Source organism: Falsihalocynthiibacter sp. CO-5D18, from assembly GCF_041205445.1.
Taxonomy (GTDB): Bacteria; Pseudomonadota; Alphaproteobacteria; order Rhodobacterales; family Rhodobacteraceae; genus Falsihalocynthiibacter; species Falsihalocynthiibacter arcticus.
On record NZ_JBGFCF010000001.1, the window covers coordinates 89,487 to 108,861 of the forward strand.

Sequence of the window (19,375 nt, forward strand, 5' to 3'; positions counted from 1 at the left end):
ACAATATGATCACAGTAACTGAATGCGAAAACCCCGTTGATTTGGTGACATTTGTCGAGACGGACCGCTTGTTCCTAAATCCATTGGAAACGGATGATTGGCGCATAAGACGCGCTGTGCGCGATAAGGTCGTCGCTTGCGCCGAAGCCTTGCCGGACGGGCTGTGCCTCATGGTGTTTGACGCCTTCCGCACCCGCACCCGACAGTGGGAATTGTGGAAGCCAATTCTTGCCAACATTACCCAAAACAACCCCGACTGGAGCGATGCACAGGTCTATACCGAGGCTGCACGTTGGGTTTCTCCACCGGATGGTTTTGGCAGCGGGCATCAAGCAGGGGCGGCCGTTGATGTAAAACTGGCGCGCGCGGATCGCACAGAATTGGAATTCGGCGGTGCCATGAAGGGGCTCTCGGGGGTGGCTCCGACCAACTGGCCGGTTTCGTCTAAACTCCGTAAAAACCGCGATATACTTGTTGCGGCGATGGAGGCCACGGGAATGGTGAATTATCCTGATGAGTGGTGGCATTTCTCCTATGGCGACCGGTTATGGGCGGAAGTAACCAACCGCACAGAGGCCTTTTTCGCACCGATAGAATAACGGATATTTTTTGGTTCAATCCTCCGCTTGAAGGGGGATAGTCCTTTCCCATCCGCGTTGACCACAAATAGACTTTGAAAGCCAAAATCATGCAAACTAGCTTTTTCACAACGCCCGGTCGGTTCCTTCGCGGGAACTTACACACCCATTCCACCGGATCAGACGGCATTCTTTCTCCTCAGGAGGTCTGCCGAAGATATCAGGCGCAAGGTTATGATTTCATCGCCTTGACGGACCATTTCGTTGGACTGTTTGACTATCCGATCACGGACACCACAGAGTGTCGTAACGCCGACTTCACGACTCTTATTGGGGCAGAGATGCACACCGGTACGATGGAAAACGGCAACCTGTGGCACCTTTTGGGTATCGGTCTTCCCGCTGATTTTACCCCGCCACATGCACCACACTTTCAATCGGTGGCTGGGTCGGAATCCGCGGCAAGCATTGCGCAACGTGCCCGTGACGCTGGCGCATTCGTGGCCATTGCACATCCGCATTGGTCGGGAATGTCAGAGGCCGATGCGCGCTCGATCACGGCGGCCCATGCCGTCGAAGCTTACAATTACGGCTGCGTTGTTGATAATGATCGCGGCGAGGGGTTCTTGATTTTAGAACATCTTTTGAACCAAGGACGTCGCCTTAATCTGATTGCCGCTGATGATGCCCATTTCAACACACCGGATCATTTTGGGGGCTGGGTCATGGTCAAGGCGGAGGAAAATACGCCCGAAGCGCTTTTGACATCTCTAAAGGCGGGCGCATATTATTCAAGCACGGGGCCCGAAATTCACGATATACGCTTCATTGAAGGTGGTGTTGACGTCGATTGCTCTGCGGCAGCGACGATCGTGATTCAAGGAAAAGGCACGTCAACGGCAACCCTGCATGGTCATGAAATGACTGGCGAAACCCTGTCATTGAGCCGCCTGAAAGATTCACCATGGGTTCGCGTCACGGTTATCGATGAAAACGGAAAGCGTGCTTGGTCTAATCCGATTTGGCTCGATGGGGGTGCCTGACTTTAGGGGCAACGGCGTCTCCTCCACGTGAGACGCCGTTGCCTTCGGGTGTGCTCTTAGTTTTGTGCGGCCGTGACGATGAATTCGACCAAATGGTCTGGCGTAGCCAGCTTCGCTTCGCCAGTGGCGCGGGCAGGTGTATGCCCTTCTGGCACCCAAGTATCCCAAACCGCATTCATCGCGGCGAAATCGGACATGTCTGCCAACCAGATGACAACCTGAAGCATGCGCGTTTTATCGGAACCCGCTTCAGCCAAAAGCGTGTCGATTTGCTCGAGACAGGATTTTGTCTGTTGGGCGACATCGTCTGTTGGTTTTCCGACCTGACCAGCCAAATAAACTGTGCCGTTATGGGTAACGATTTGGCTCATTCTTGGGCCGCCATGGTGGCGTGTAATCGTGCTCATTCTAATAGTTCCTTTATGTTGTCCGGAATCGGTCCGGGGAGAGGGCGTCGAGGATGTTATCGTCCATTGGCGACCGAAGTTCTAGGCATTGTGCGGCGCAAATTGTAGCAAGTGCGGGGGCCGTTTGAACGCCGTATCCGCCTTGCCCCGCGAGCCAGAAAAAGCCCTCCGCTGTGGGATCAAAGCCGACAACGGGGGTTCGGTCGGCCACGAAGTTGCGCAAGCCCGCCCAGCTATGAGTAGGGCGTGTGATGGGAATGGTGACGGCCTGCTCAAATCGGTCCAAACCTTCGGCAAGCACCATGTCATCGGGCCACGCGTCGTGTGGTTCTACGGGGTCTTCATCGGCTGGTGAAACAAACAAACACCCCGCGTCGGGTTTAGCATACCAGCTTTCGGATGCCGATGCGAACAGGGGCCAGTTGTCGATTTTGTGCCCGTCGGGCGCTTTTAACAAGACCGCAGAGCGGCGCATTGGCATCAACCCAATTGGGGCCAATCCCGCCATGCGCGCGACGATATCTGCCCATGCGCCTGCGGCGTTTACAACGATGGGTGCAGACCAAGTGCCGTTTTGGGTCGTCACCTGCCAACTGCCCTTGCTGCGGGTGATGCCTGTTACGGGGGCGCCCGTCACGGTTTCGCCGCCGCGGTTGCGCAACAGGCGCGCATAGCCTTGAAGCATGCGATCCACGTCAATATCCTGTGCGTCCCACTCGATAACCGCAGCTGCGATCCGCTCTGGCCTGAGGATCGGCACAAGGGCGACGGCCTCGGCGGCGGTCAAACGTTCAAGGCCCGTCGCTCCCTCGGAGTAGGCCTCCAGCACTGCGGTTTCGCTCTCTTGCGCGATAAGCATTTGGCCGCGTGGGGATAATAAGGAGGTGTCCCACATCTCGCTCGGCGTTTCCAGAACAGGGGCGGAGGCGGCATTCAACGCGCGCAAAACCGCGTTGCCATAGTTGCGAATGAAGATCGCCGCAGAGCGCCCCGTGGAATGATAGCCAAGCTGTGGCTCGGCCTCAATCAACACAACACGCGCGTCTTTGGCCAACATTGCCGCCGCACTGGCTCCGGCAATGCCGCCACCGATGACGATGATATCAGGCTGGGTCATTTGTTTTGAAATCCATTCAATATGCTCGTTAGGTTGTGCCCCAACTCGTCGCACAGGTAGCCGCCCTCTTGAACAAAAAGCGTCGGGAGATTTAATTCCGCTAGCGCCGCGCCGATGCGTGCAAATCCGGGCGTCGTCACGGCGAACCCCTTGAAGGGATCACCAATATAGGTGTCCAGCCCAAGGGCGATAACCACCACATCTGCCCCAAAGGCGCGCACGCGGGTCAGCGCAGTTTCCAACGCCGCTAGGAATTCGTCATCATTGGTGCCGCGCGCAAGGGGAATATTGAGGTTGTAGCCCAAACCCACTCCTGCGCCGCGTTCGTGGGCATGGCCCCAGAAGAAGGGGTAAAATCGCGCGGGATCAGCGTGGGTTGATACGGTCAAAACATCGTTGCGCTCATAGAAAATACCCTGTGTGCCATTGCCGTGATGCACATCGATATCCAAAATCGCGGGCCGCATACCCCCAAGGCGCAAGCGTTCCGCCGCGATAGCCGAGTTGTTGAGGAAGCAAAATCCGCCCGCGAGATCGCCAAAGGCATGGTGACCGGGGGGGCGCGAAAGCACATAGGTCGCGCGGGCACCGCCCAGCATCGCATCGGCGCCCGTCACTGCGGATTGGGCAGACCAATAAGCGGCCTCCCACGTTCCCGAAGCAATGGGGCAGGAGCCGTCAACCTGATGGAATCCGGACTGACCTTCGGCGGACTCAGGATAGCTGTCGGAGCGGTTGGCGGGGTGGATTTTGGGGATCACCTCGTCGCCTGCGCCGTCAATCTTCTGCCAGCGGTCGTAGATAGTTTGCAAGAAACTCAGGTATTCGGGCGAATGAATTGCCGCAATCGGGCCGAGGCCTGCGTCCTTTGGGGCCTCGAAATCGCAGCCTGCGGCTTGGGCGCCTGCGTGCAGAACTTTGATCCGCTCAGGTTGTTCGGGGTTGGGCGATAGCTTGCCGTTGAGCAGGAAATGCTTTGGATCATGTTTCCATTGGCGCTCGTCAAAGATGGCTTTCATGTCTCGCCTTTCTGGGCGTTTGCCCGAAGTCGTCCAAAATTATTGTTGTTGTTCTGGTGGGTCAGAAAAACCTAAATCGCTGTTTGGTCGCTGCCCTTGAGGCCCAACATGGCGCGCGCCTCGGTTGGGGTCGCGACCTCGCGCCCAAGGTCTTCAACAATGCGCCGGATTTTGGCAACCTGGTCGGCGTTGGTTTTGGCCAATTTGCCGCGCGAAATCATTAGACTGTCCTCTAGGCCAACGCGCACATGCCCACCCATCGCCGCAGACATGGTAATCAGCGGCATCTGGTGGCGACCAGCGGCGAGCACTGAAAACGTATAGGTGTCGCCAAACAGCTTGTCGGCAATCCGTTTCATATGGATCAGGTTTTCGGGGTCAGCACCAATTCCGCCCAAAACGCCGAACACAAACTGGATGAACATTGGCGTTTTTACTAAGCCGCGATCCACAAAGTGGCGCAACATATACAAATGGCTGACGTCATAGCATTCAAACTCAAACTGCGCGCCGCGTTCTTGGCCCATTACCGTTAGGACGTGGGCAATGTCACGCGGCGTATTTTTGAACACCAGATCGTCGGAGTCTTCCAAAAAGGGCTTTTCCCAAGCAAACTTCCAGTCGGTGATCCGCGCGGCGGCGGGATACAACGCGAAATTCATCGAGCCCATGTTGAGCGAACACATCTCTGGTTCTGCATCAAGGGGGGCTGCGAGGCGTTCATCCAGCGTCATATTCGCATTGCCACCTGTCGTGATGTTCAAAACCGCGTCGCAGTTTTGCTTGAGGCGGGTCAGAAAAGGGCGGAAGTGTGCAGGCAGTGCCGACGGGCGCCCGTCTTCTGGGTCGCGGGCATGAAGGTGCAAAATCGCAGCCCCTGCCTCGGCCGCTTCCATAGAATGTTCGGTGATTTCATCAGCGGTGATCGGTAGATAGGGTGACATGGAAGGCGTGTGGATGGAGCCCGTGATGGCACAGGTGATAATGATTTTTGACATTTGGACTTTCCTTTATGACGTTGGATCGACTGAATTGGGCATCTCTGCCATCAACTGTTGCATCGATTGATCCAGTATATCGGTAATTTCATCGAGTTGCGGTTCGGTCACGATCATTGGGGGGCAGACAAGGAAATGATCGCCCGCAATACCGCCACGGGTGCGGCGGGAATAGATGATCAATCCGTTGTCATAGGCGATATCTACCAGTCGGCTGTGGGCATTAAATGCGGCGGGCAGGGGCTCTTTGGTGGCGCGATCTGCCATCAGTTCAAACGCCAGCAGCAACCCTTTTCCGCGCACATCGCCAATGACGGGATAGCGTTGCATCATCGCCTCAAGGCGGGTTTTAAGTGCGTCGCCCATTTGTGCCGCATTCTCGGTCAAGCTGTGCAGTTCGATTTCGTTCAAAACGGCCAGTCCTGCGGCGCAGGCCAAAGGGTTTCCGGCGTAGGTATAGCCGTGGATGAAACCGCCGCCATTCATCACCGCCTCAACGATGTCATTGCGCGCGATCATCGCGCCAAGGGGCACGTATCCCGCGCCAAATCCTTTGGAGAGGGCAATGATATCGGGCGTTACGTCCCAGTGATCCGCGCCAAAAAAGCTCCCCGTGCGCCCGCCGCCCGTCATCACTTCGTCGTGGATGAGCAAGACGCCGTATTGGTCACAAATCTGGCGGATGCGTTGCATATAACCTGCAGGCGGCACCAAGGCGCCGGTTGACGCGCCGCCGATGGGTTCGACGATAAAGGCAAGAATTGTCGCGGGGCCTTCCTCAAGGATTTTGGCCTCCAACATATTGGCATAATGCAGCCCAGTTGCCGTATCCGTAGGATCGAGCCCGTCAAGATAGGCGCGGGGCGCGGGGATTTTCGGCATCGCATGCATCATCGGATCAAATGGCGCGGTCATTGGCGCATAGCCCGTAATCGCGAGCGCCCCAAGTGTGGAGCCATGATAGCTCGGATAGCGCGAAATAACCTTTGTGCGCTGCGCCTGCCCTTGAGTGAGCGCATATTGGCGCGCCAGTTTCAGCGTGCTTTCTACGGCCTCCGAGCCACCCGAAACAAAGAAAACGCGGTCCAGCCCTTTGGGGGTCAGACTCGCAACCTTGTCTGCCAATGCTTCGCTGGCGTCGGTTTGGAAATGCAGTCTGTAGCCGAAGGTGGATTTGTCCATTTGCGCCCGCATCGCCGCCAGAACCGCAGGGTTTGAATGCCCAATGTTGCTGACCATCGCACCCGATGAGCCATCGATATAACGCTTGCCGGAGGTGTCCCACATATAGATGCCTTCGGCGCGGGCGAGCGTGGGGCGGGGCGCTTTGGTCTGATAGAACAGATTGCTCATGTGGGGCCTGCCTTCAACGACTAAGGTGTTTGCGGAGAAAATTGCGGGTGCGCTCATGTTCGGGGTTTTTAAAGATCACCGAGGGAGGGCCTTCTTCGACCACCACCCCTTGGTCCATAAACAACACGCGATCACAAACCGAGGCCGCGAAATCCATTTCATGGGTCACGATGATCATGGTCATGTGCTCTTCGGCCAGTTGCTTCATCACCAGATTGACCTCTTCGACCAGTTCAGGGTCAAGCGCCGAAGTCGCCTCGTCAAACAGCATCACCTTGGGTTGCATCGCCAAAGCCCGGGCAATCGCCACGCGCTGTTTTTGACCGCCAGAAAGCCGTGAGGGGTATTCGTCTATCTTTTCCAGCAAGCCAACCTTGGCCAATTGTTCCTCGGCGAGTTTGTTGGCTGCATCCTCCGACAACCCTTTGAGCATGCGCGGCGCGAGCGTGATGTTGCCGCGCACGGTGAGGTGCGGGAACAGGTTAAAGTGTTGGAAAACCATGCCAATGTTCTGGCGCACTTGATTGACGTGGGCCTCATATTGGCGATGAGGCAGCTTCTTGTTGATCTGTACATCCTCAAGCCAGACTTCGCCCGACGAGAGCGGATCAAGTTCGTTGATCGCGCGCAGCAACGTGGATTTCCCAGACCCTGAAGGGCCGATAATGGCGACGATCTGGCCGCGCTCAACCGTGAGGTTGATATCCTTGAGCACTTCAAGCTTGCCGTAGCTTTTGGCCGCGTTTTTAATGGTGACGAAGGCTTGTTTGGTCATCGGACTCTCCTGTCTCAGCGCGAAGCGGCGATGCGGCGTTCAAGGCGGCGCAATCCCGCCTCTAACGCGAGGTTAATAATGTAGTAGCAAAAAGCCGCTGCGAGGTAGAATTCGAACGGGCGGTAGGTGCGGCTGATGGCCTGTTGGGCCGCAAGCGTGAGTTCCATAACCCCGATCACTGATACCAGTGCCGAGTCCTTCAGAAGCGCGATCATGTTGTTGCCCATCGGTGGGATGACTGCGTGTACCGCTTGCGGAATCACGACGCGGCGCAGGGTCTGGCCGCGCGACAGGCCAAGGGTGCGCGCGCCTTCATATTGGCCCTTGTCCACCGCGAGGATCGAAACCTGTATCAATTCGGAATTATAGACGGCAAAGTGCAGCCCCAACCCGATGACCCCTGCCAAGAACGCGGGCAGGTCGATGCCGACCTGGATCAGGCCGAAATAGATCAAGAACAGTTGCAGCAAAAGTGGCGTGCCCATGAAGAGCCACACGAAGGCGCGGACGGGCAGGCGCAGGGTCCAATGGCTGTAGAGGGCGATAACGGCAAAAACGATGCCGCCGACAAAGCTGAGGATGCCCGCGCAAATGGTGATCGCGACGGTCCAACCGGCCCCCATTAGGAGCAAGCCGAAATAGCTGGGTACGACTGAAAAATCAAGCCCCATGACGGCCTCCTGTTATTGTGTTTACGCTACTCATACGATCTGCGCCCGACGGTCGAGCCAGTTGATGCCCTGACCGACCACATAGATAATCACCATATAAAGAAGGCCAGAAAGGAAGAACATCTCGAAGGGTTTGTAGGTGGAGCCGATGAAGCGTTGCGCGGTATAGGTCAGCTCGATCACCGAAATTGGGGCTACCAGCGCGGTGCCTTTGATGAGCGCGTTGATGTTCACACCCAGTGGGCGGATCATCATCCGTGCGGCCTGTGGAAGGATGATCTTGCGCATCGTTTCGCTGCGGCTCATGCCCAAGGTGCGGGCGGCCTCGGTCTGGCCCTTGTCGACGGATACGATGGCGCCACGGATAGTTTCGGTCATATAGGCGCCGATGTTGACCCCCAGCGCGATGGTGCCGGCAGCAAACGAGTCCAGCTGAATGCCGATCTGGGGGCCACCAAAATAGAGGATGAAAATTTGGATGAGGGCAGGGGTGCCGCGAAAGACGCTGACATAGGCGGCCGCGATCCAGCGTAGCACAGCCAGTCGCGACAGGCGCGCAGCGGCGCCAAAAGCTCCGCAAGTGAGGCCCAGAAGGGCTGTCAGGATTGAAAGTTCTATCGTGACCAGCGCCGCTTCGAGGAAGAACGGGTAGACACGCAGGATGAGGTCGATGTCCAAATCTTTAGCCTTTCAACTCAGTGATGGTCTTGACGCGGCAGGATCGGCAACGCACGAATTTCGCGGATTAAGGCTGTGGTCTCCTCAATCGCCGCGTCCAGAAAACGCTTGCCCGTCTCGGGGGTGGCGACGGTCGGGTCGCCCATGGTGCCGTCTGGCGACACTTCGGACCACCAGCGCATTAACATCGCCCCGCCGCCAGTTCCGGCAAGATCGAGGTTAAAGAATTTACTGTCGGGATTGTGCAGGTTTTGCGGTACCGATTTTTCGATATGTACGCGCTCGGGATGCAAATGCATGTACATCGCGGCCTCAAATTCACCCGCATGGGCAATTCCGCCAATTTCGGATTTGCGCACCTCGTTGATCCGCGCCGACATCAGGTTCCAGTAGGAAGCCGAGACACAGATAATACCCGTTTCGATCACCGTCTTGCGCGCGGCAAGGTCCAGAACAGAATGGTTCGAGCCATGCGAATTCAGTAGCAGGATACGGCGAAACCCGTGATGGGCGAGCGATTTGGTGATGTCGCAAACGAAGGCGACCAGGGTTTCGGGCTGAATCCAGATAACACCGGGGAAATCTTTGTGATGTTCGTTGAAGCCGTAAGCCACGGGCGGCATGACGAAAACCTCGTCCGGCGCGGCTTTGGCGACACCTTCGGCCACGGCCATGCCCAGCACCGTATCGGTATCAAGCGGCATGTGGGGGCCGTGATCCTCGGTGGCGGAGACATTCAGAATAACCACGCGATCCTTGTCGGCATCACGCACGTCTTCCCACGTCAAATGGCCGTAAGTCGTTGTCACGAAAGCAGTCCTCGAAGCAGGGAAAGAGGCCTGCCGGAATTGACCGGCAGGCTGGTTGATACTTTGAGTTTAGCGGATGTCGCCGCCGACCCATTCTTCGGCAATCGCGAGGTAAGTGCCATCTGCCATCATCTCGTCCAGCGCTTTTTGCATAGCGGCGGCGAGGTCTGGGTTGCCTTCACGGATCGCGATACCCGCGCCAATTGGCTCGGCGTCTGGATCGTTGATGGTTGCCAGATCATACTGACCGGCCTTCATAGCGAGCATAACTGGAATAGAGTCATTCACGATGGCGTCCACACGGCCATTGTCCAGCTCAAGAAGCAATTCGGGTAAGCCTTTGTAAGTGTTAATGTTATAGCCTTGATCTCGGGCCCATTGCTCATGTGTCTCGCCGAGCGTTACGCCGACTTTCGCATCATCCAAATCTGCGACACTGGTGATGTCGGAACCGGATTTGGTAAAGATCGCCCGTTTGGTGCTGTAATAAGGACCGACAAAATCGATCACTTTGTCGCGCTCTTCGGTGATCGACATGGAGCCGACGACTGCGTCGTATTTGCTGGCAAGAAGGCCGCCAATGATGCCATCCCATGCGGTTGTAATGATCTCAACTTCAAGCCCCATGCGCTTGGCGATTTCAGTGCCGATTGCCGGGTCAAAGCCAACCACTTCGTTTTGTTCGTTTACAAAGTTGAACGGTGGATACTGGCCGCTCATTGCAATCTTGAGCGTACCGCGTTCTTGAATATCGGCAAGTTCATCCGCGCTCGCTGCCAACGGCGCAAAGCTTAAACCCATCAGTGCGACTGATCCCATCAAGACGTTCCGGCGCAGAATGTTCAGTGTATTCATCATTCCTGTTCTCCCTGTTGTTTTTGTGCCTTTTGTTCCTGTGCCCGAGGGGCCGCAGTTGAAAGGCGTTATGAAACACAGGTTGCGCCGTACCGTCGCATAGAGCAAATAGATAATTCCAATTCCTAAAATAGATGGCTTCTATGATTAAATTAAATGCACAACGCTTTCCTTGGAACTTGGATTGGAATTTGCTGCGGACTTTCATGGTCGTCGTGGATGAGGGGGGAATCACACCTGCGGCGCATTTTTTGGGGTTAAAGCAGCCGACGATCAGTGCGGCACTGAAACGACTCGAGGATATTGTTGGGCGCAAACTGGTGAACCGCTCGCCCCGACATTTCAGCGTTACGCCTTTGGGCGAAGTCCTTTACGCGGAGGCCAGTTCGATTTTTGGGGCGGTTTCGCAATTGCCGGATTTGATGAGCAGCCTTGATGATGAAGTGACGGGGCAGATTAGTATCGCGGTGGCAAGCCACGTTGTTTCCCCGCATTTTGACGCCGTTTTAGCGCGGTTTAACGAACTTTATCCGCGTGTGAGCTATACGATTTCGACCATGGGCAGCGCCGATGTGATGACCCACCTTCAGCAAAATCGCGTCACTTTTGGCGTTTGCCTGTTTTATGAGCAGCCTGCGGGTCTGGAGGCGCGCCACCTCTACCGTGAATATTTCGGATTGTTCTGTGGTCCGCGGCATCGGCTCTATGGCCGCGACGATATCGACCCATCCGAGCTTAAAAACGAAGATGCGGTGTCTTTTCACACCGATGAAATCGACGGTCCCCTGTCTGGCGTTGCGCATCTGCGACGGCGGTTGGGCATGCGTGCCGATCCCAAAGGGTTGTCGTCAAACCTGCCAGAAGTCCGCCGAATGATCGTCGCCAATATCGGAATTGGAACCTTGCCCGTACATGTGGCCCGCAAGGATGTGGAATCAGGTCTGCTTTGGCAGGTTCCCCCGTTTAAATCGTTGCCCGCCGTGGATATTCATATGCTGACCAACGCCAAACGCAGCATGAATCGCGCAGAAAAGATCCTTCTTGAGATGATTAATGCCGAATTTGATTCCCTGCCGTTGGAAGACCGCACCTACAGCGCATAGTCATGTGACAACGACTGTAGCGTGCTTCAACATGCGCGCTGATGTTGTTTGAAAGTTATGAAAAAACGTTGAAAAGGTTTGGTTTTCCGGCCGACATCAATGTGAAAAATGATGTCTTAGCCTCGCAGAGACGCGTTCAAATTGGTCAATCCCTCCGCAAATTATCCAAAAAAACGTTGACTTAAATTTCGAATCCCTATTAGTTCGGTATCTAGACGAACTAATAGGGTGCGCCATGATTGATCCAACAAATATTTCCCGAAGGATGACTTTGAGTTCAGTTGTGCAGGCAATTACGACTTATGGGCCCATTTCGCGGGCGAGTGTCGCAAAGATGACGGGCCTGTCTAAGCAGACGGTTTCCGAAGTTGTTGCCTCGCTTGAAGAGGACGGATGGGTACAAACCGTTGGTCGCACTGAGGGAAACATCGGGCGTCGGGCAGTTGTCTATGAAATCGTTCCCGAAGCGGCCTTGGTGGCCAGCGTCGATCTTGGAGGGACGAAGGTTCGCGTCGCGCTTTGCAATCTTTCTGGCGCGGTTGTTTCTGAAATCATGGAACCCACAGTGCAGACTGGCGGGAAGGATGTCGTTGCCCAGATTGGCCGAATTATTCATAAATCTGCGTCGGATTTGGACATTAGCACCGATAAAATCCGCGTTGCCGTCGTTGGCGTTCCCGGCGTTTTGGATTCGGCGAGTGGCAACATCAATATGGCGCCCAACATTGCGGGGATCGACGCTATCGATTTTCCGACTTTGATGCAGGAGAGCCTCGGGATCGAGGTGCTGGTGGAAAACGATGTGAACCTCGCTGCGTTAGGGGAGCACTGGATGACGCATCAGGGAGAAAAGGACGACTTGGTCTTTTTGTCGATTGGAACGGGCATCGGTGCTGGCCTTGTTATTGGCGGGCAGTTGGTGCGTGGCGCAACGGGTGCGGCGGGCGAAATCGGGTATCTGCCCTTTGGTGCCAATCCATATGAGGCCGAAAGCTTGAAGGTTGGCGCGCTGGAACGCATGACCGCAACCAACGCGATCAAAGGCCACTATTTGGAATTAACGGGCGTCCAAAAATCCGTCCCTGAGGTGTTTGATGCCGCACTAGCTGGGGATGCCGCGGCGGAAAAAGTGTTGACCCAAGCGGCACGTTATATTGGACGGGCGATTGCGGCAATCGCCGCCGTGGTAGACCCCGCATGTGTCGTTATCGGCGGTTCCATTGGCGCGCGCCACGAATTCACTAAGCTGATTGAACCTGAAATTCGCAAGTGTTTCCCAAGACAGATTCCGATTGAAGTCTCCGCCCTTGGAAATCACGCGGCGCTCGCTGGCGGCACGTCCATCGCGCTGTCCCGGCTGCATGTTGCATTATTTTCTGGTGGGCTTCCGGGCGCGAAAATTATCATCCCTGCACCGCAACTGAAGACCTATCAGGAGGACGTCGCATGAGTGATTTTGATTTGATTGCCAAGCTTGAGGCCCGGCAAGATGCGCGTACCGACATTGAACTGCTTCGCGGGGCCATCGGCTGCGAAAGTGTCACCGGCAATGAGGGCCATTTTGTCGATTTCCTTATGTCAGAGATGACACAGATAGGGTTGAAGCCTGCTTCGGGCGACTTCCTTCCCGACCGTCCGAACACTTGGGGCGCTCGGGTGGGGACCACAGATGGCCCTAATCTTATGTTCGTCGGGCACACTGATACTGTTCATGTGCGCGGTTGGGCCGAACACTGGAAAGGGCAGCCCCAAGAAGACCCTTTTTCCGCCCCCGTTATCGACAACGAAATCTGGGGCCGAGGTGCCTGTGACTTGAAGGCAGGCATCTGTTCTGCCCTCGCGGCCTTACGACTCCTTGATACTGTTGGCATGCAATTGGCGGGCACCGTTTCCTTCGCATTTATCGGCGATGAGGAGAGTGGCGAGCCAAACACGGGCGTTAGTGCTGGCGCAAAAGATTTGGTGAAACGCATCGTCACAGGAGAAATCGCTAAACCCGACTTCGCCGTCTATGTTGAGCCGACAAAATTGGATGTTTACACCGCGCAGATCGGGTTTTTCATCGCGGAGATTTCGATCACAGGGAAGTCCGCCTATTTTGGAACGCCACAAGACGGGGTCGACGCGCTAAAGGCAACACACCAACTTCTCACCGCACTTTGGCAGCATGCCGAGGAGCTTGCCCAAGGTCCAACTCATCCTTTGGTCGGTGCTTCCGACATCTTGGTGACGAAAATCAACGGCGGCGGCTATATTGCTGTCCCTGGCGAATGTGAGCTTTCGTTGATCCGAAAACTGCGCCCCGGCGAGAACCTCGACGAAGCGGTAGCGCAATTTGAAGCGGTCGTGAAGGGTGTCGCGTTCGACGACGGTATCTCTTTCGATATCACCTATCCCGCTGGGCGCGATCACCGTTTTGGCGGGTCGCCCGTTGAGATCGACCCCGACCATCCCGCAGCAAAATCTCTCGCCAAATGCGTCACAGAGGTAAGGGGGGCCACGGCTGAAATCGGCGGAGCGCCTTACTGGTCGGAAAGCCCGTTCCTCGTGAATGAAATCGGCTGTCCAACCGTTTATTGCGCCCCCGGCGACATCAGTATTGCCCACACTTTTGAGGAACGCGTCGCGGTGAGCGAGTATCTTGCGGGTGTCCGAGCCTTTGCACTTTTTATCGCACGCTTCTGTGGAACGAAAACTGAGTCAACGAATTTAAATGGAGGAAACCAATGAAACACTTACTGAAAAACGTCCTGTCTGGCGCAGCTTTTGCTCTGGCAGCACTTCCCGTCGCCGCCCAAACAGTGGGTCCCCAAGGCGAGGCCGCAACCCCGTCATCGGCGATTGTGGTTCCAGACACCAGCGCAGAGGCGGTCCGCGCGGGCGCGTATACGGCCGCGCTTCTCTGGCATGACCAGTCGGATTTCGTAAACGCGGTAACGGCAGGCGCGACCGATGAATTCACGCGCTTTGGCATTACGGTTGTTGCGACGACAAGCGCCGGTTTTGATGCCGCGAAACAGCGGAGCGACATCGAAACCGCCCTCGTAAAAGCGCCGGATATCATTCTGTCCCTCCCCCTAGATCCCGTCACATCGGCGGCCGCCTTCCAAGAGGCCAAGGAAGAGGGTGTGAAACTTGTGTTCTTGTCCAATCTACCTTCGGGATATGAGCATCCCGCCGACTACGCGGCGATCGCAACGGATGATTTATTCCAAATGGGCAAGCAAGCAGCGGACGCACTTGCCGCCGCGATGGGAAATGAAGGCACTGTTGGCTGGATTTTCCACGATGCGGAATATTATGTAACAAATCAACGGGATAACGCGTTTAAGGCGACGATCGAAAACGACTACCCGAATATCTCGATCATTGCCGAACAGGGGATCAGCGATCCCGCGCGCGCAGAAGATATTGCGAACGCAATGTTGCTTCGTAATCCCGACATTGGCGGTATCTATGTCACTTGGGCGGGACCAGCCGAGGGTGTTTTGGCGTCGCTTCGGGCCAACGGAAATTCAACCACTAAAATCGTCACCCTAGATTTGTCCGAGCCGATTGCATTGGACATGGTCCGTGGTGGGAACGTGGCTGCGATTATTGCGGATGAGGCCTATGAACTTGGCCGTGTGATGGCTGCTGCGGCCATTCTTGACCTGCTGGATCAAGACGTACCACCGTTTATCGTGGCCCCAGCAGTCACTGTGACGGCCGACAATGTCGCCGAAGGTTGGATGAAATCCTTGCATATCGAAGCGCCAGAAAGCCTGAGCGCAAACTAAAATAAAACGGGCGTCCCAGTCTTTATTGGGCCGTCGACCGCTTCGCCTAGCGGCGAACGAGATACCCCCAACAGGAATCCACAAGTGAAGTCGGCTTAAAATTAAGCTGGCAACACTTCACGCGAAATCATCGTTTGGTGCCTTCGACCCAATGTCAAATCTCATCTGGAAGGCTGATATGACACATATAAAATCCCGACTAAACGGCGCTGACTTCCAGCAAATGGTTGTCTACTTCGGATTTGTTGCAATCTTCATTTTCTTTGCGCTTACCCTGCATGACGACGGGTTTCTAACCCAACGGAACCTAACGAATATTTTGCTGCAGACCGCGCCTGCGACGATTATGGCAATTGGCCTTGTCTTTGCCTTATCCGCTGGCGAAATTGACTTGAGTTTTGGATCCATTGTTGCGGTGTCGGCATTATCCGCAGCGGTCGCGATGCAAAGTTTCGGCATGGCCGTCGGTGTGATTGCGGGCTTGGGGGCGGGTATCCTCATCGGCGCTTTGAATGGCGCCCTCGTGGCCTATCTTAAGCTCCCGTCCTTTCTGGTGACTTTGGCGACGATGGGTCTCTTTGCGGGGATTGCGCGGTCTATGACCAATCTGCGCTCGATCCCCGTTTTGAACGAAACATTCACGGGTATCTTCGGGTCTGGCAAGCTCTTTTCGATCCCCTCACTGGTAATCTGGACGGCCATTGCCGTGGGCGTTGGACATCTGGTCTATCGCAATACGCGCTTTGGCGCACATGTATTGGCGACGGGTGATAATCCACGCGCAGCCCAAGTTTCCGGCATCAAAGTTCCCCGCATCCGCTTCTATGTTCTGACCATTTGTGGCGCGACAGCTGGCTTGGCTGGGTTGCTCTATGCGGGTCGCCTGCAAGCGGCGAAATACACGCTTGGTGAAAGTGATCTGATGACAGTCATTGCGGCGGTCATCGTTGGCGGCACCGCCCTCAAAGGCGGCAAAGGCTCCGTCATTGGCGCGCTCGTTGGCTCGCTGATGATGGGGATGCTGAACAACGGACTCATCCTGATGAATCTCGAAGTTTCCAATCAAATGATTGTTCGAGGACTAATTATTCTCCTTGCCGTAGCGGTATCTCTCCGCGACAGCAGCCGATAAGCGAGGACCTAAAAGATGTTCCTAGACGTACTTCTACGAAGAAATCCGCAGTTCATTGAGGCCGCGATGGCCTTGCATCAATCGGGCGCGATCCCGCCAAACTCTTATGTTCTCGATCTTGATGCAATCGAAAGCAACGCAAGATTATTCGTGGCGACCGCCAATGCGCTGGGCCTCAAAACATTTGCCATGACCAAGCAGGTTGGCCGTCATTCGGGGTTCTGTGAGGCGATTATGCGTGGGGGGATTGACCGCTCCGTTGCCGTTGACATGGATTGTGCCGTTGCCTGCCATCGGGCGGGTCTCAAAACGGGCCACCTCGGTCATCTCGTGCAAGTGCCACAGCGTGACGCCGAGTTTGCCGCCGCTAAATTGCAGCCCGATTATTGGACGGTGTTCAGCCAAGATAAGGCCCGCGAGGCGGCAAATGCAGCGGTTAAGGCAGGACGGGTGCAAAACTTGATGGCGCGTATTCAAACAGAAGGGGATACGTTTTATCGTGGCCACGAAGGTGGGTTTGCCGCCTCAGATATTTGTAATGTCGCAGATCAAATTGACGCGATGGAAGGGGCAGCATTTGCAGGGATTACCACATTTCCTGCGCTCCTGTTTGATCGAGAAAGCCGCAAAGTCAAAACAACTCCGAATTTGGCAACTCTTGCGCGCGCTTCCGAAGCGCTGGCGGCGGCGGGGCGTTCCGACATTGAAATAAACGCTCCCGGCACAAATTCCACGGTGATGTTGGCTGCGCTGGCTGAGGCGGGCGCGACCCAATGTGAACCCGGAAATGCGCTGCATGGCACGACGCCGCTGCATGCGGTTGAGGATTTGCCCGAAAACCCCGCCGTGCTTTATCTTAGCGAGGTCTCGCACCATCACGGCGGCAATGCGTTCTGCTTCGGCGGCGGTTTTTATATTGATCCGGTGTTCCCGAAATATGATGTTCAGGCCATCGTTTCTTCGGAACCGACAAGCGCACGCAAGGCCTTGGCCAGTGCCGAAATTCCCGATTATTCCGCCATCGACTATTACGGGATGATTGACGCCACTGGGCCCGTAAAACCAAAAACGGGCGATACGGTCGTGTTCGGATTTAGGGGGCAGGCCTTCGTTACGCGCGCAAATATCGTAGGTATCTCTGGCATCTCAACGGGCACCCCCAAAGTCACGACAATAGAAAACATTTTCGGCGAGGTCACTGGTTGGCCAGAAAGGGCTCTCTAATGGCATCCGATACAAAAGTTCTCTCCCTCAAAAACATTCACAAATCCTTTGGCGGTGTCGTGGCAATTCAGGATTTTTCGCTTGACCTTGAAGCAGGCGAGATCGTGGCCCTTGTTGGCGATAATGGTGCAGGGAAATCCACGCTGATTAAGATCGTGTCGGGTGTGTACAGCCCGACATCCGGCGAAATTTCTCTGGATGGCACACCTACAAGTTTTAGCGACGCAAGTTCCGCGCGCGCCAAGGGGATCGAAGTGGTCTATCAAGACCTCGCCTTGGCCGACCAACAGCCCGTTTATATGAATATGTTTCTGGGGCGGGAGCTAACCAAGCCCCCTTTCGGCCTCCTAGACAAAGCGCGTATGTTGCGAGAGTCACAGGATCTTGTCGACGAACTTGATGTCCGTATCCCATCGGCAGGCTCAACAATCAGCGAATTAAGTGGCGGGCAACGCCAAGGGATCGCGATTGCGCGTGCGACGGCGTGGGCAAGTAAACTCATCTTGTTGGACGAGCCGACAGCCGCGCTCGGGGTGGCGGAAACCGCGCGGGTAGAAGAACAAATCGCCGCGCTCAAAGCCAAGAACCTCGCAATCCTCATCATCAGTCACAGCTTGGATCAGGTCTTTCGCCTGTCCGATCGCATTTGTGTTTTACGTCGGGGCGAGCAAATCGGCATCCGCGAAACAGCCAAGACAGACAAGAACGAAATCGTTTCTATGATCACCGGAGTAGCGTGAGATGAATAAGCCAATCGAGACAATTATGGCCGGTGAAATCCGTGAAATTCCAGATGTGATCGCCCGTCAGATCAATGAAGGCCTCGCAGGGTACATGGAGGCTGGGCGCAAGGCTGCGACATCAAATCCAGTGGGATTTGTCACTTGCGCGCGCGGTACTTCAGATCACGCGGCGACGTTCTTCAAATACGTCATGGAAATACAAACGGGTTTGCCTGTTGCGTCCATTGGCCCTTCGGTTGCGTCCATTTACGAGACCCCGTTGAAGTTGGATAATTTTATCTGCCTGTCCATTTCGCAATCGGGTGGAAGCCCTGACCTTGTCGCTTTGCAAGAGGCCGCCAAAAAGGGCGGAGCAAGCACATTGGCAATTCTCAATGAGGTAAACAGCCCCCTTGGGCATGGCACGCAAACCGTGTTGCCAGTGTTCGCAGGGCCAGAGAAGGCGGTCGCGGCGACTAAATCATTCGTGAGCAGTTTGTTTGCGATTTTGGGTTTCGTTGCGGGCTTTACACAAGACAAAGACCTTGAAAAAGCCTTGCGCGGCCTTCCTGACGTACTGCGCGCCGCGCTAACCTGCGATTGGTCAAAAGCTGAACTGGCCCTCGCAAGGGCTGGATCGGTTTTCACGGTTGGCCGTGGTCCTGGACTGGCCGTTGCTGCCGAAGCGGCGCTGAAATTAAAGGAAACCTGCCGCATCCACGCCGAAGTTTTTTCGTCGGCAGAGGTGCTGCATGGCCCCGTCGTCCTCGCAGACCAAAAATTTGCCGCTCTGTTATTTGATCCTGAGGATCGTTCTCGCAGTTCCGTTGAAGCGGCGGCCAAAGCTATGGGGGAAAAAGGCGCAGCCGCGTTCTCGATTTCTTCTTCTATGGGCCTAAAAATGAACCTGCCTGTTCCAGTGGTGACCAATCCCCTCGTACTTCCGTTGATACAGATTACTGCATTCTACAGTTTTGTTGAGGTTTTGGCGCAAAATCTGGGCGAAAACGCCGATGCTCCCGTGGGGCTCAATAAAGTGACTGTCACCATGTGAACTTTGGGCATGTATAATCCGCGCGCAATTTGGGGCAGTAATATTGGCCTAATGTAGA

20 protein-coding genes are annotated in these 19,375 nt (G+C 55.4%); 10 read left to right on the plus strand and 10 right to left on the minus strand.

Annotated features, from left to right (window positions below):
* Positions 1-5 precede the first annotated feature (5 nt).
* Together AB9F27_RS00400 and AB9F27_RS00405 are read left to right on the plus strand one after the other, a co-directional pair.
* Entirely contained in the window at positions 6-599 is a 594-nt protein-coding gene (locus tag AB9F27_RS00400; RefSeq protein ID WP_335583651.1) for a M15 family metallopeptidase, read from the plus strand.
* An 89-nt stretch (positions 600-688) separates the two neighbouring features.
* Entirely contained in the window at positions 689-1,621 is a 933-nt protein-coding gene (locus tag AB9F27_RS00405) for a CehA/McbA family metallohydrolase (RefSeq protein WP_335583650.1), read from the plus strand.
* Between the two features lie 56 nt (positions 1,622-1,677).
* On the opposite strand, the gene AB9F27_RS00410 is transcribed toward AB9F27_RS00405, so the two are convergent.
* From AB9F27_RS00410 to AB9F27_RS00455, 10 genes are all read right to left on the minus strand, one after another.
* Positions 1,678-2,028 (minus strand): RidA family protein, encoded by a 351-nt coding sequence (locus AB9F27_RS00410; protein WP_335583649.1) that lies wholly within the window; start codon positions 2,026-2,028, stop codon positions 1,678-1,680.
* A 13-nt stretch (positions 2,029-2,041) separates the two neighbouring features.
* The gene (locus tag AB9F27_RS00415) at positions 2,042-3,145 is read right to left on the minus strand and encodes an FAD-binding oxidoreductase (RefSeq protein WP_335583648.1); all 1,104 of its coding nucleotides are present in this window, start codon (positions 3,143-3,145) and stop codon (positions 2,042-2,044) included.
* A complete protein-coding gene (locus tag AB9F27_RS00420) occupies positions 3,142-4,164 on the minus strand; it encodes a histone deacetylase family protein (RefSeq protein WP_335583647.1) in 1,023 nt (340 codons plus the stop codon). The genes AB9F27_RS00415 and AB9F27_RS00420 overlap by 4 nt, the downstream gene beginning before the upstream one ends.
* A gap of 71 nt (positions 4,165-4,235) precedes the next feature.
* Positions 4,236-5,162: a 3-keto-5-aminohexanoate cleavage protein gene (locus tag AB9F27_RS00425; RefSeq protein WP_335583646.1), complete on the minus strand. Its 927-nt coding sequence runs from the start codon at positions 5,160-5,162 to the stop codon at positions 4,236-4,238.
* A gap of 12 nt (positions 5,163-5,174) precedes the next feature.
* A complete protein-coding gene (locus AB9F27_RS00430; protein ID WP_335583645.1) occupies positions 5,175-6,515 on the minus strand; it encodes an aspartate aminotransferase family protein in 1,341 nt (446 codons plus the stop codon).
* A gap of 13 nt (positions 6,516-6,528) precedes the next feature.
* Positions 6,529-7,290, minus strand: a complete 762-nt coding sequence (locus AB9F27_RS00435) for an amino acid ABC transporter ATP-binding protein (RefSeq protein ID WP_335583644.1) — start codon at positions 7,288-7,290, stop codon at positions 6,529-6,531.
* Between the two features lie 14 nt (positions 7,291-7,304).
* Positions 7,305-7,961: an amino acid ABC transporter permease gene (locus AB9F27_RS00440; protein WP_039003875.1), complete on the minus strand. Its 657-nt coding sequence runs from the start codon at positions 7,959-7,961 to the stop codon at positions 7,305-7,307.
* A gap of 30 nt (positions 7,962-7,991) precedes the next feature.
* Positions 7,992-8,639, minus strand: coding sequence for an amino acid ABC transporter permease (locus AB9F27_RS00445; protein ID WP_039003874.1), 648 nt, complete (start codon positions 8,637-8,639; stop codon positions 7,992-7,994).
* 17 nt (positions 8,640-8,656) lie between these two features.
* Positions 8,657-9,448, minus strand: coding sequence for a creatininase family protein (locus AB9F27_RS00450; RefSeq protein WP_335583643.1), 792 nt, complete (start codon positions 9,446-9,448; stop codon positions 8,657-8,659).
* Positions 9,449-9,517: 69 nt separating this feature from the next.
* Entirely contained in the window at positions 9,518-10,306 is a 789-nt protein-coding gene (locus AB9F27_RS00455; RefSeq protein ID WP_335583642.1) for a transporter substrate-binding domain-containing protein, read from the minus strand.
* 140 nt (positions 10,307-10,446) lie between these two features.
* Here AB9F27_RS00455 and AB9F27_RS00460 point away from each other — a divergent pair, with 140 nt between their 5' ends.
* The 8 genes from AB9F27_RS00460 to AB9F27_RS00495 all read left to right on the plus strand — a co-directional run bounded on the left by AB9F27_RS00460 (position 10,447) and on the right by AB9F27_RS00495 (position 19,317).
* A complete protein-coding gene (locus tag AB9F27_RS00460; RefSeq protein WP_039003954.1) occupies positions 10,447-11,406 on the plus strand; it encodes a LysR family transcriptional regulator in 960 nt (319 codons plus the stop codon).
* A 235-nt stretch (positions 11,407-11,641) separates the two neighbouring features.
* The gene (locus AB9F27_RS00465) at positions 11,642-12,856 is read left to right on the plus strand and encodes an ROK family transcriptional regulator (protein ID WP_335583641.1); all 1,215 of its coding nucleotides are present in this window, start codon (positions 11,642-11,644) and stop codon (positions 12,854-12,856) included.
* Positions 12,853-14,136 carry a M20/M25/M40 family metallo-hydrolase gene (locus tag AB9F27_RS00470; protein WP_335583640.1) on the plus strand — a complete coding sequence of 428 codons (1,284 nt, stop codon included), beginning with the start codon at positions 12,853-12,855 and terminating at the stop codon, positions 14,134-14,136. Before AB9F27_RS00465 ends, AB9F27_RS00470 begins: the two co-directional genes overlap by 4 nt.
* Complete coding sequence (locus tag AB9F27_RS00475) at positions 14,133-15,185, plus strand: substrate-binding domain-containing protein (protein ID WP_335583639.1); 1,053 nt, start codon at positions 14,133-14,135, stop codon at positions 15,183-15,185. Before AB9F27_RS00470 ends, AB9F27_RS00475 begins: the two co-directional genes overlap by 4 nt.
* 178 nt (positions 15,186-15,363) lie before the next feature.
* On the plus strand, positions 15,364-16,317 hold the full coding sequence (locus tag AB9F27_RS00480; RefSeq protein WP_335583638.1) for an ABC transporter permease: 954 nt from the start codon (positions 15,364-15,366) through the stop codon (positions 16,315-16,317).
* Positions 16,318-16,332: 15 nt separating this feature from the next.
* On the plus strand, positions 16,333-17,541 hold the full coding sequence (locus AB9F27_RS00485; RefSeq protein WP_335583637.1) for an alanine racemase: 1,209 nt from the start codon (positions 16,333-16,335) through the stop codon (positions 17,539-17,541).
* Complete coding sequence (locus AB9F27_RS00490; protein WP_335583636.1) at positions 17,541-18,281, plus strand: ATP-binding cassette domain-containing protein; 741 nt, start codon at positions 17,541-17,543, stop codon at positions 18,279-18,281. Before AB9F27_RS00485 ends, AB9F27_RS00490 begins: the two co-directional genes overlap by 1 nt.
* A gap of 1 nt (position 18,282) precedes the next feature.
* Entirely contained in the window at positions 18,283-19,317 is a 1,035-nt protein-coding gene (locus AB9F27_RS00495; RefSeq protein WP_335583635.1) for an SIS domain-containing protein, read from the plus strand.
* The last annotated feature ends 58 nt before the right edge of the window (positions 19,318-19,375 follow it).

What these genes read in the sequence shown, in the direction of transcription:
- AB9F27_RS00400 (WP_335583651.1), top strand. Translation starts at nt 6, where the DNA reads ATGATCACAGTAACTGAATGCGAAAACCCCGTTGATTTGGTGACATTT.
- AB9F27_RS00405 (WP_335583650.1), top strand. Translation starts at nt 689, where the DNA reads ATGCAAACTAGCTTTTTCACAACGCCCGGTCGGTTCCTTCGCGGGAAC.
- AB9F27_RS00410 (WP_335583649.1), bottom strand. Translation starts at nt 2,028, where the DNA reads ATGAGCACGATTACACGCCACCATGGCGGCCCAAGAATGAGCCAAATC.
- AB9F27_RS00415 (WP_335583648.1), bottom strand. Translation starts at nt 3,145, where the DNA reads ATGACCCAGCCTGATATCATCGTCATCGGTGGCGGCATTGCCGGAGCC.
- AB9F27_RS00420 (WP_335583647.1), bottom strand. Translation starts at nt 4,164, where the DNA reads ATGAAAGCCATCTTTGACGAGCGCCAATGGAAACATGATCCAAAGCAT.
- AB9F27_RS00425 (WP_335583646.1), bottom strand. Translation starts at nt 5,162, where the DNA reads ATGTCAAAAATCATTATCACCTGTGCCATCACGGGCTCCATCCACACG.
- AB9F27_RS00430 (WP_335583645.1), bottom strand. Translation starts at nt 6,515, where the DNA reads ATGAGCAATCTGTTCTATCAGACCAAAGCGCCCCGCCCCACGCTCGCC.
- AB9F27_RS00435 (WP_335583644.1), bottom strand. Translation starts at nt 7,290, where the DNA reads ATGACCAAACAAGCCTTCGTCACCATTAAAAACGCGGCCAAAAGCTAC.
- AB9F27_RS00440 (WP_039003875.1), bottom strand. Translation starts at nt 7,961, where the DNA reads ATGGGGCTTGATTTTTCAGTCGTACCCAGCTATTTCGGCTTGCTCCTA.
- AB9F27_RS00455 (WP_335583642.1), bottom strand. Translation starts at nt 10,306, where the DNA reads ATGATGAATACACTGAACATTCTGCGCCGGAACGTCTTGATGGGATCA.
- AB9F27_RS00460 (WP_039003954.1), top strand. Translation starts at nt 10,447, where the DNA reads ATGATTAAATTAAATGCACAACGCTTTCCTTGGAACTTGGATTGGAAT.
- AB9F27_RS00465 (WP_335583641.1), top strand. Translation starts at nt 11,642, where the DNA reads ATGATTGATCCAACAAATATTTCCCGAAGGATGACTTTGAGTTCAGTT.
- AB9F27_RS00470 (WP_335583640.1), top strand. Translation starts at nt 12,853, where the DNA reads ATGAGTGATTTTGATTTGATTGCCAAGCTTGAGGCCCGGCAAGATGCG.
- AB9F27_RS00475 (WP_335583639.1), top strand. Translation starts at nt 14,133, where the DNA reads ATGAAACACTTACTGAAAAACGTCCTGTCTGGCGCAGCTTTTGCTCTG.
- AB9F27_RS00480 (WP_335583638.1), top strand. Translation starts at nt 15,364, where the DNA reads ATGACACATATAAAATCCCGACTAAACGGCGCTGACTTCCAGCAAATG.
- AB9F27_RS00485 (WP_335583637.1), top strand. Translation starts at nt 16,333, where the DNA reads ATGTTCCTAGACGTACTTCTACGAAGAAATCCGCAGTTCATTGAGGCC.
- AB9F27_RS00490 (WP_335583636.1), top strand. Translation starts at nt 17,541, where the DNA reads ATGGCATCCGATACAAAAGTTCTCTCCCTCAAAAACATTCACAAATCC.
- AB9F27_RS00495 (WP_335583635.1), top strand. Translation starts at nt 18,283, where the DNA reads ATGAATAAGCCAATCGAGACAATTATGGCCGGTGAAATCCGTGAAATT.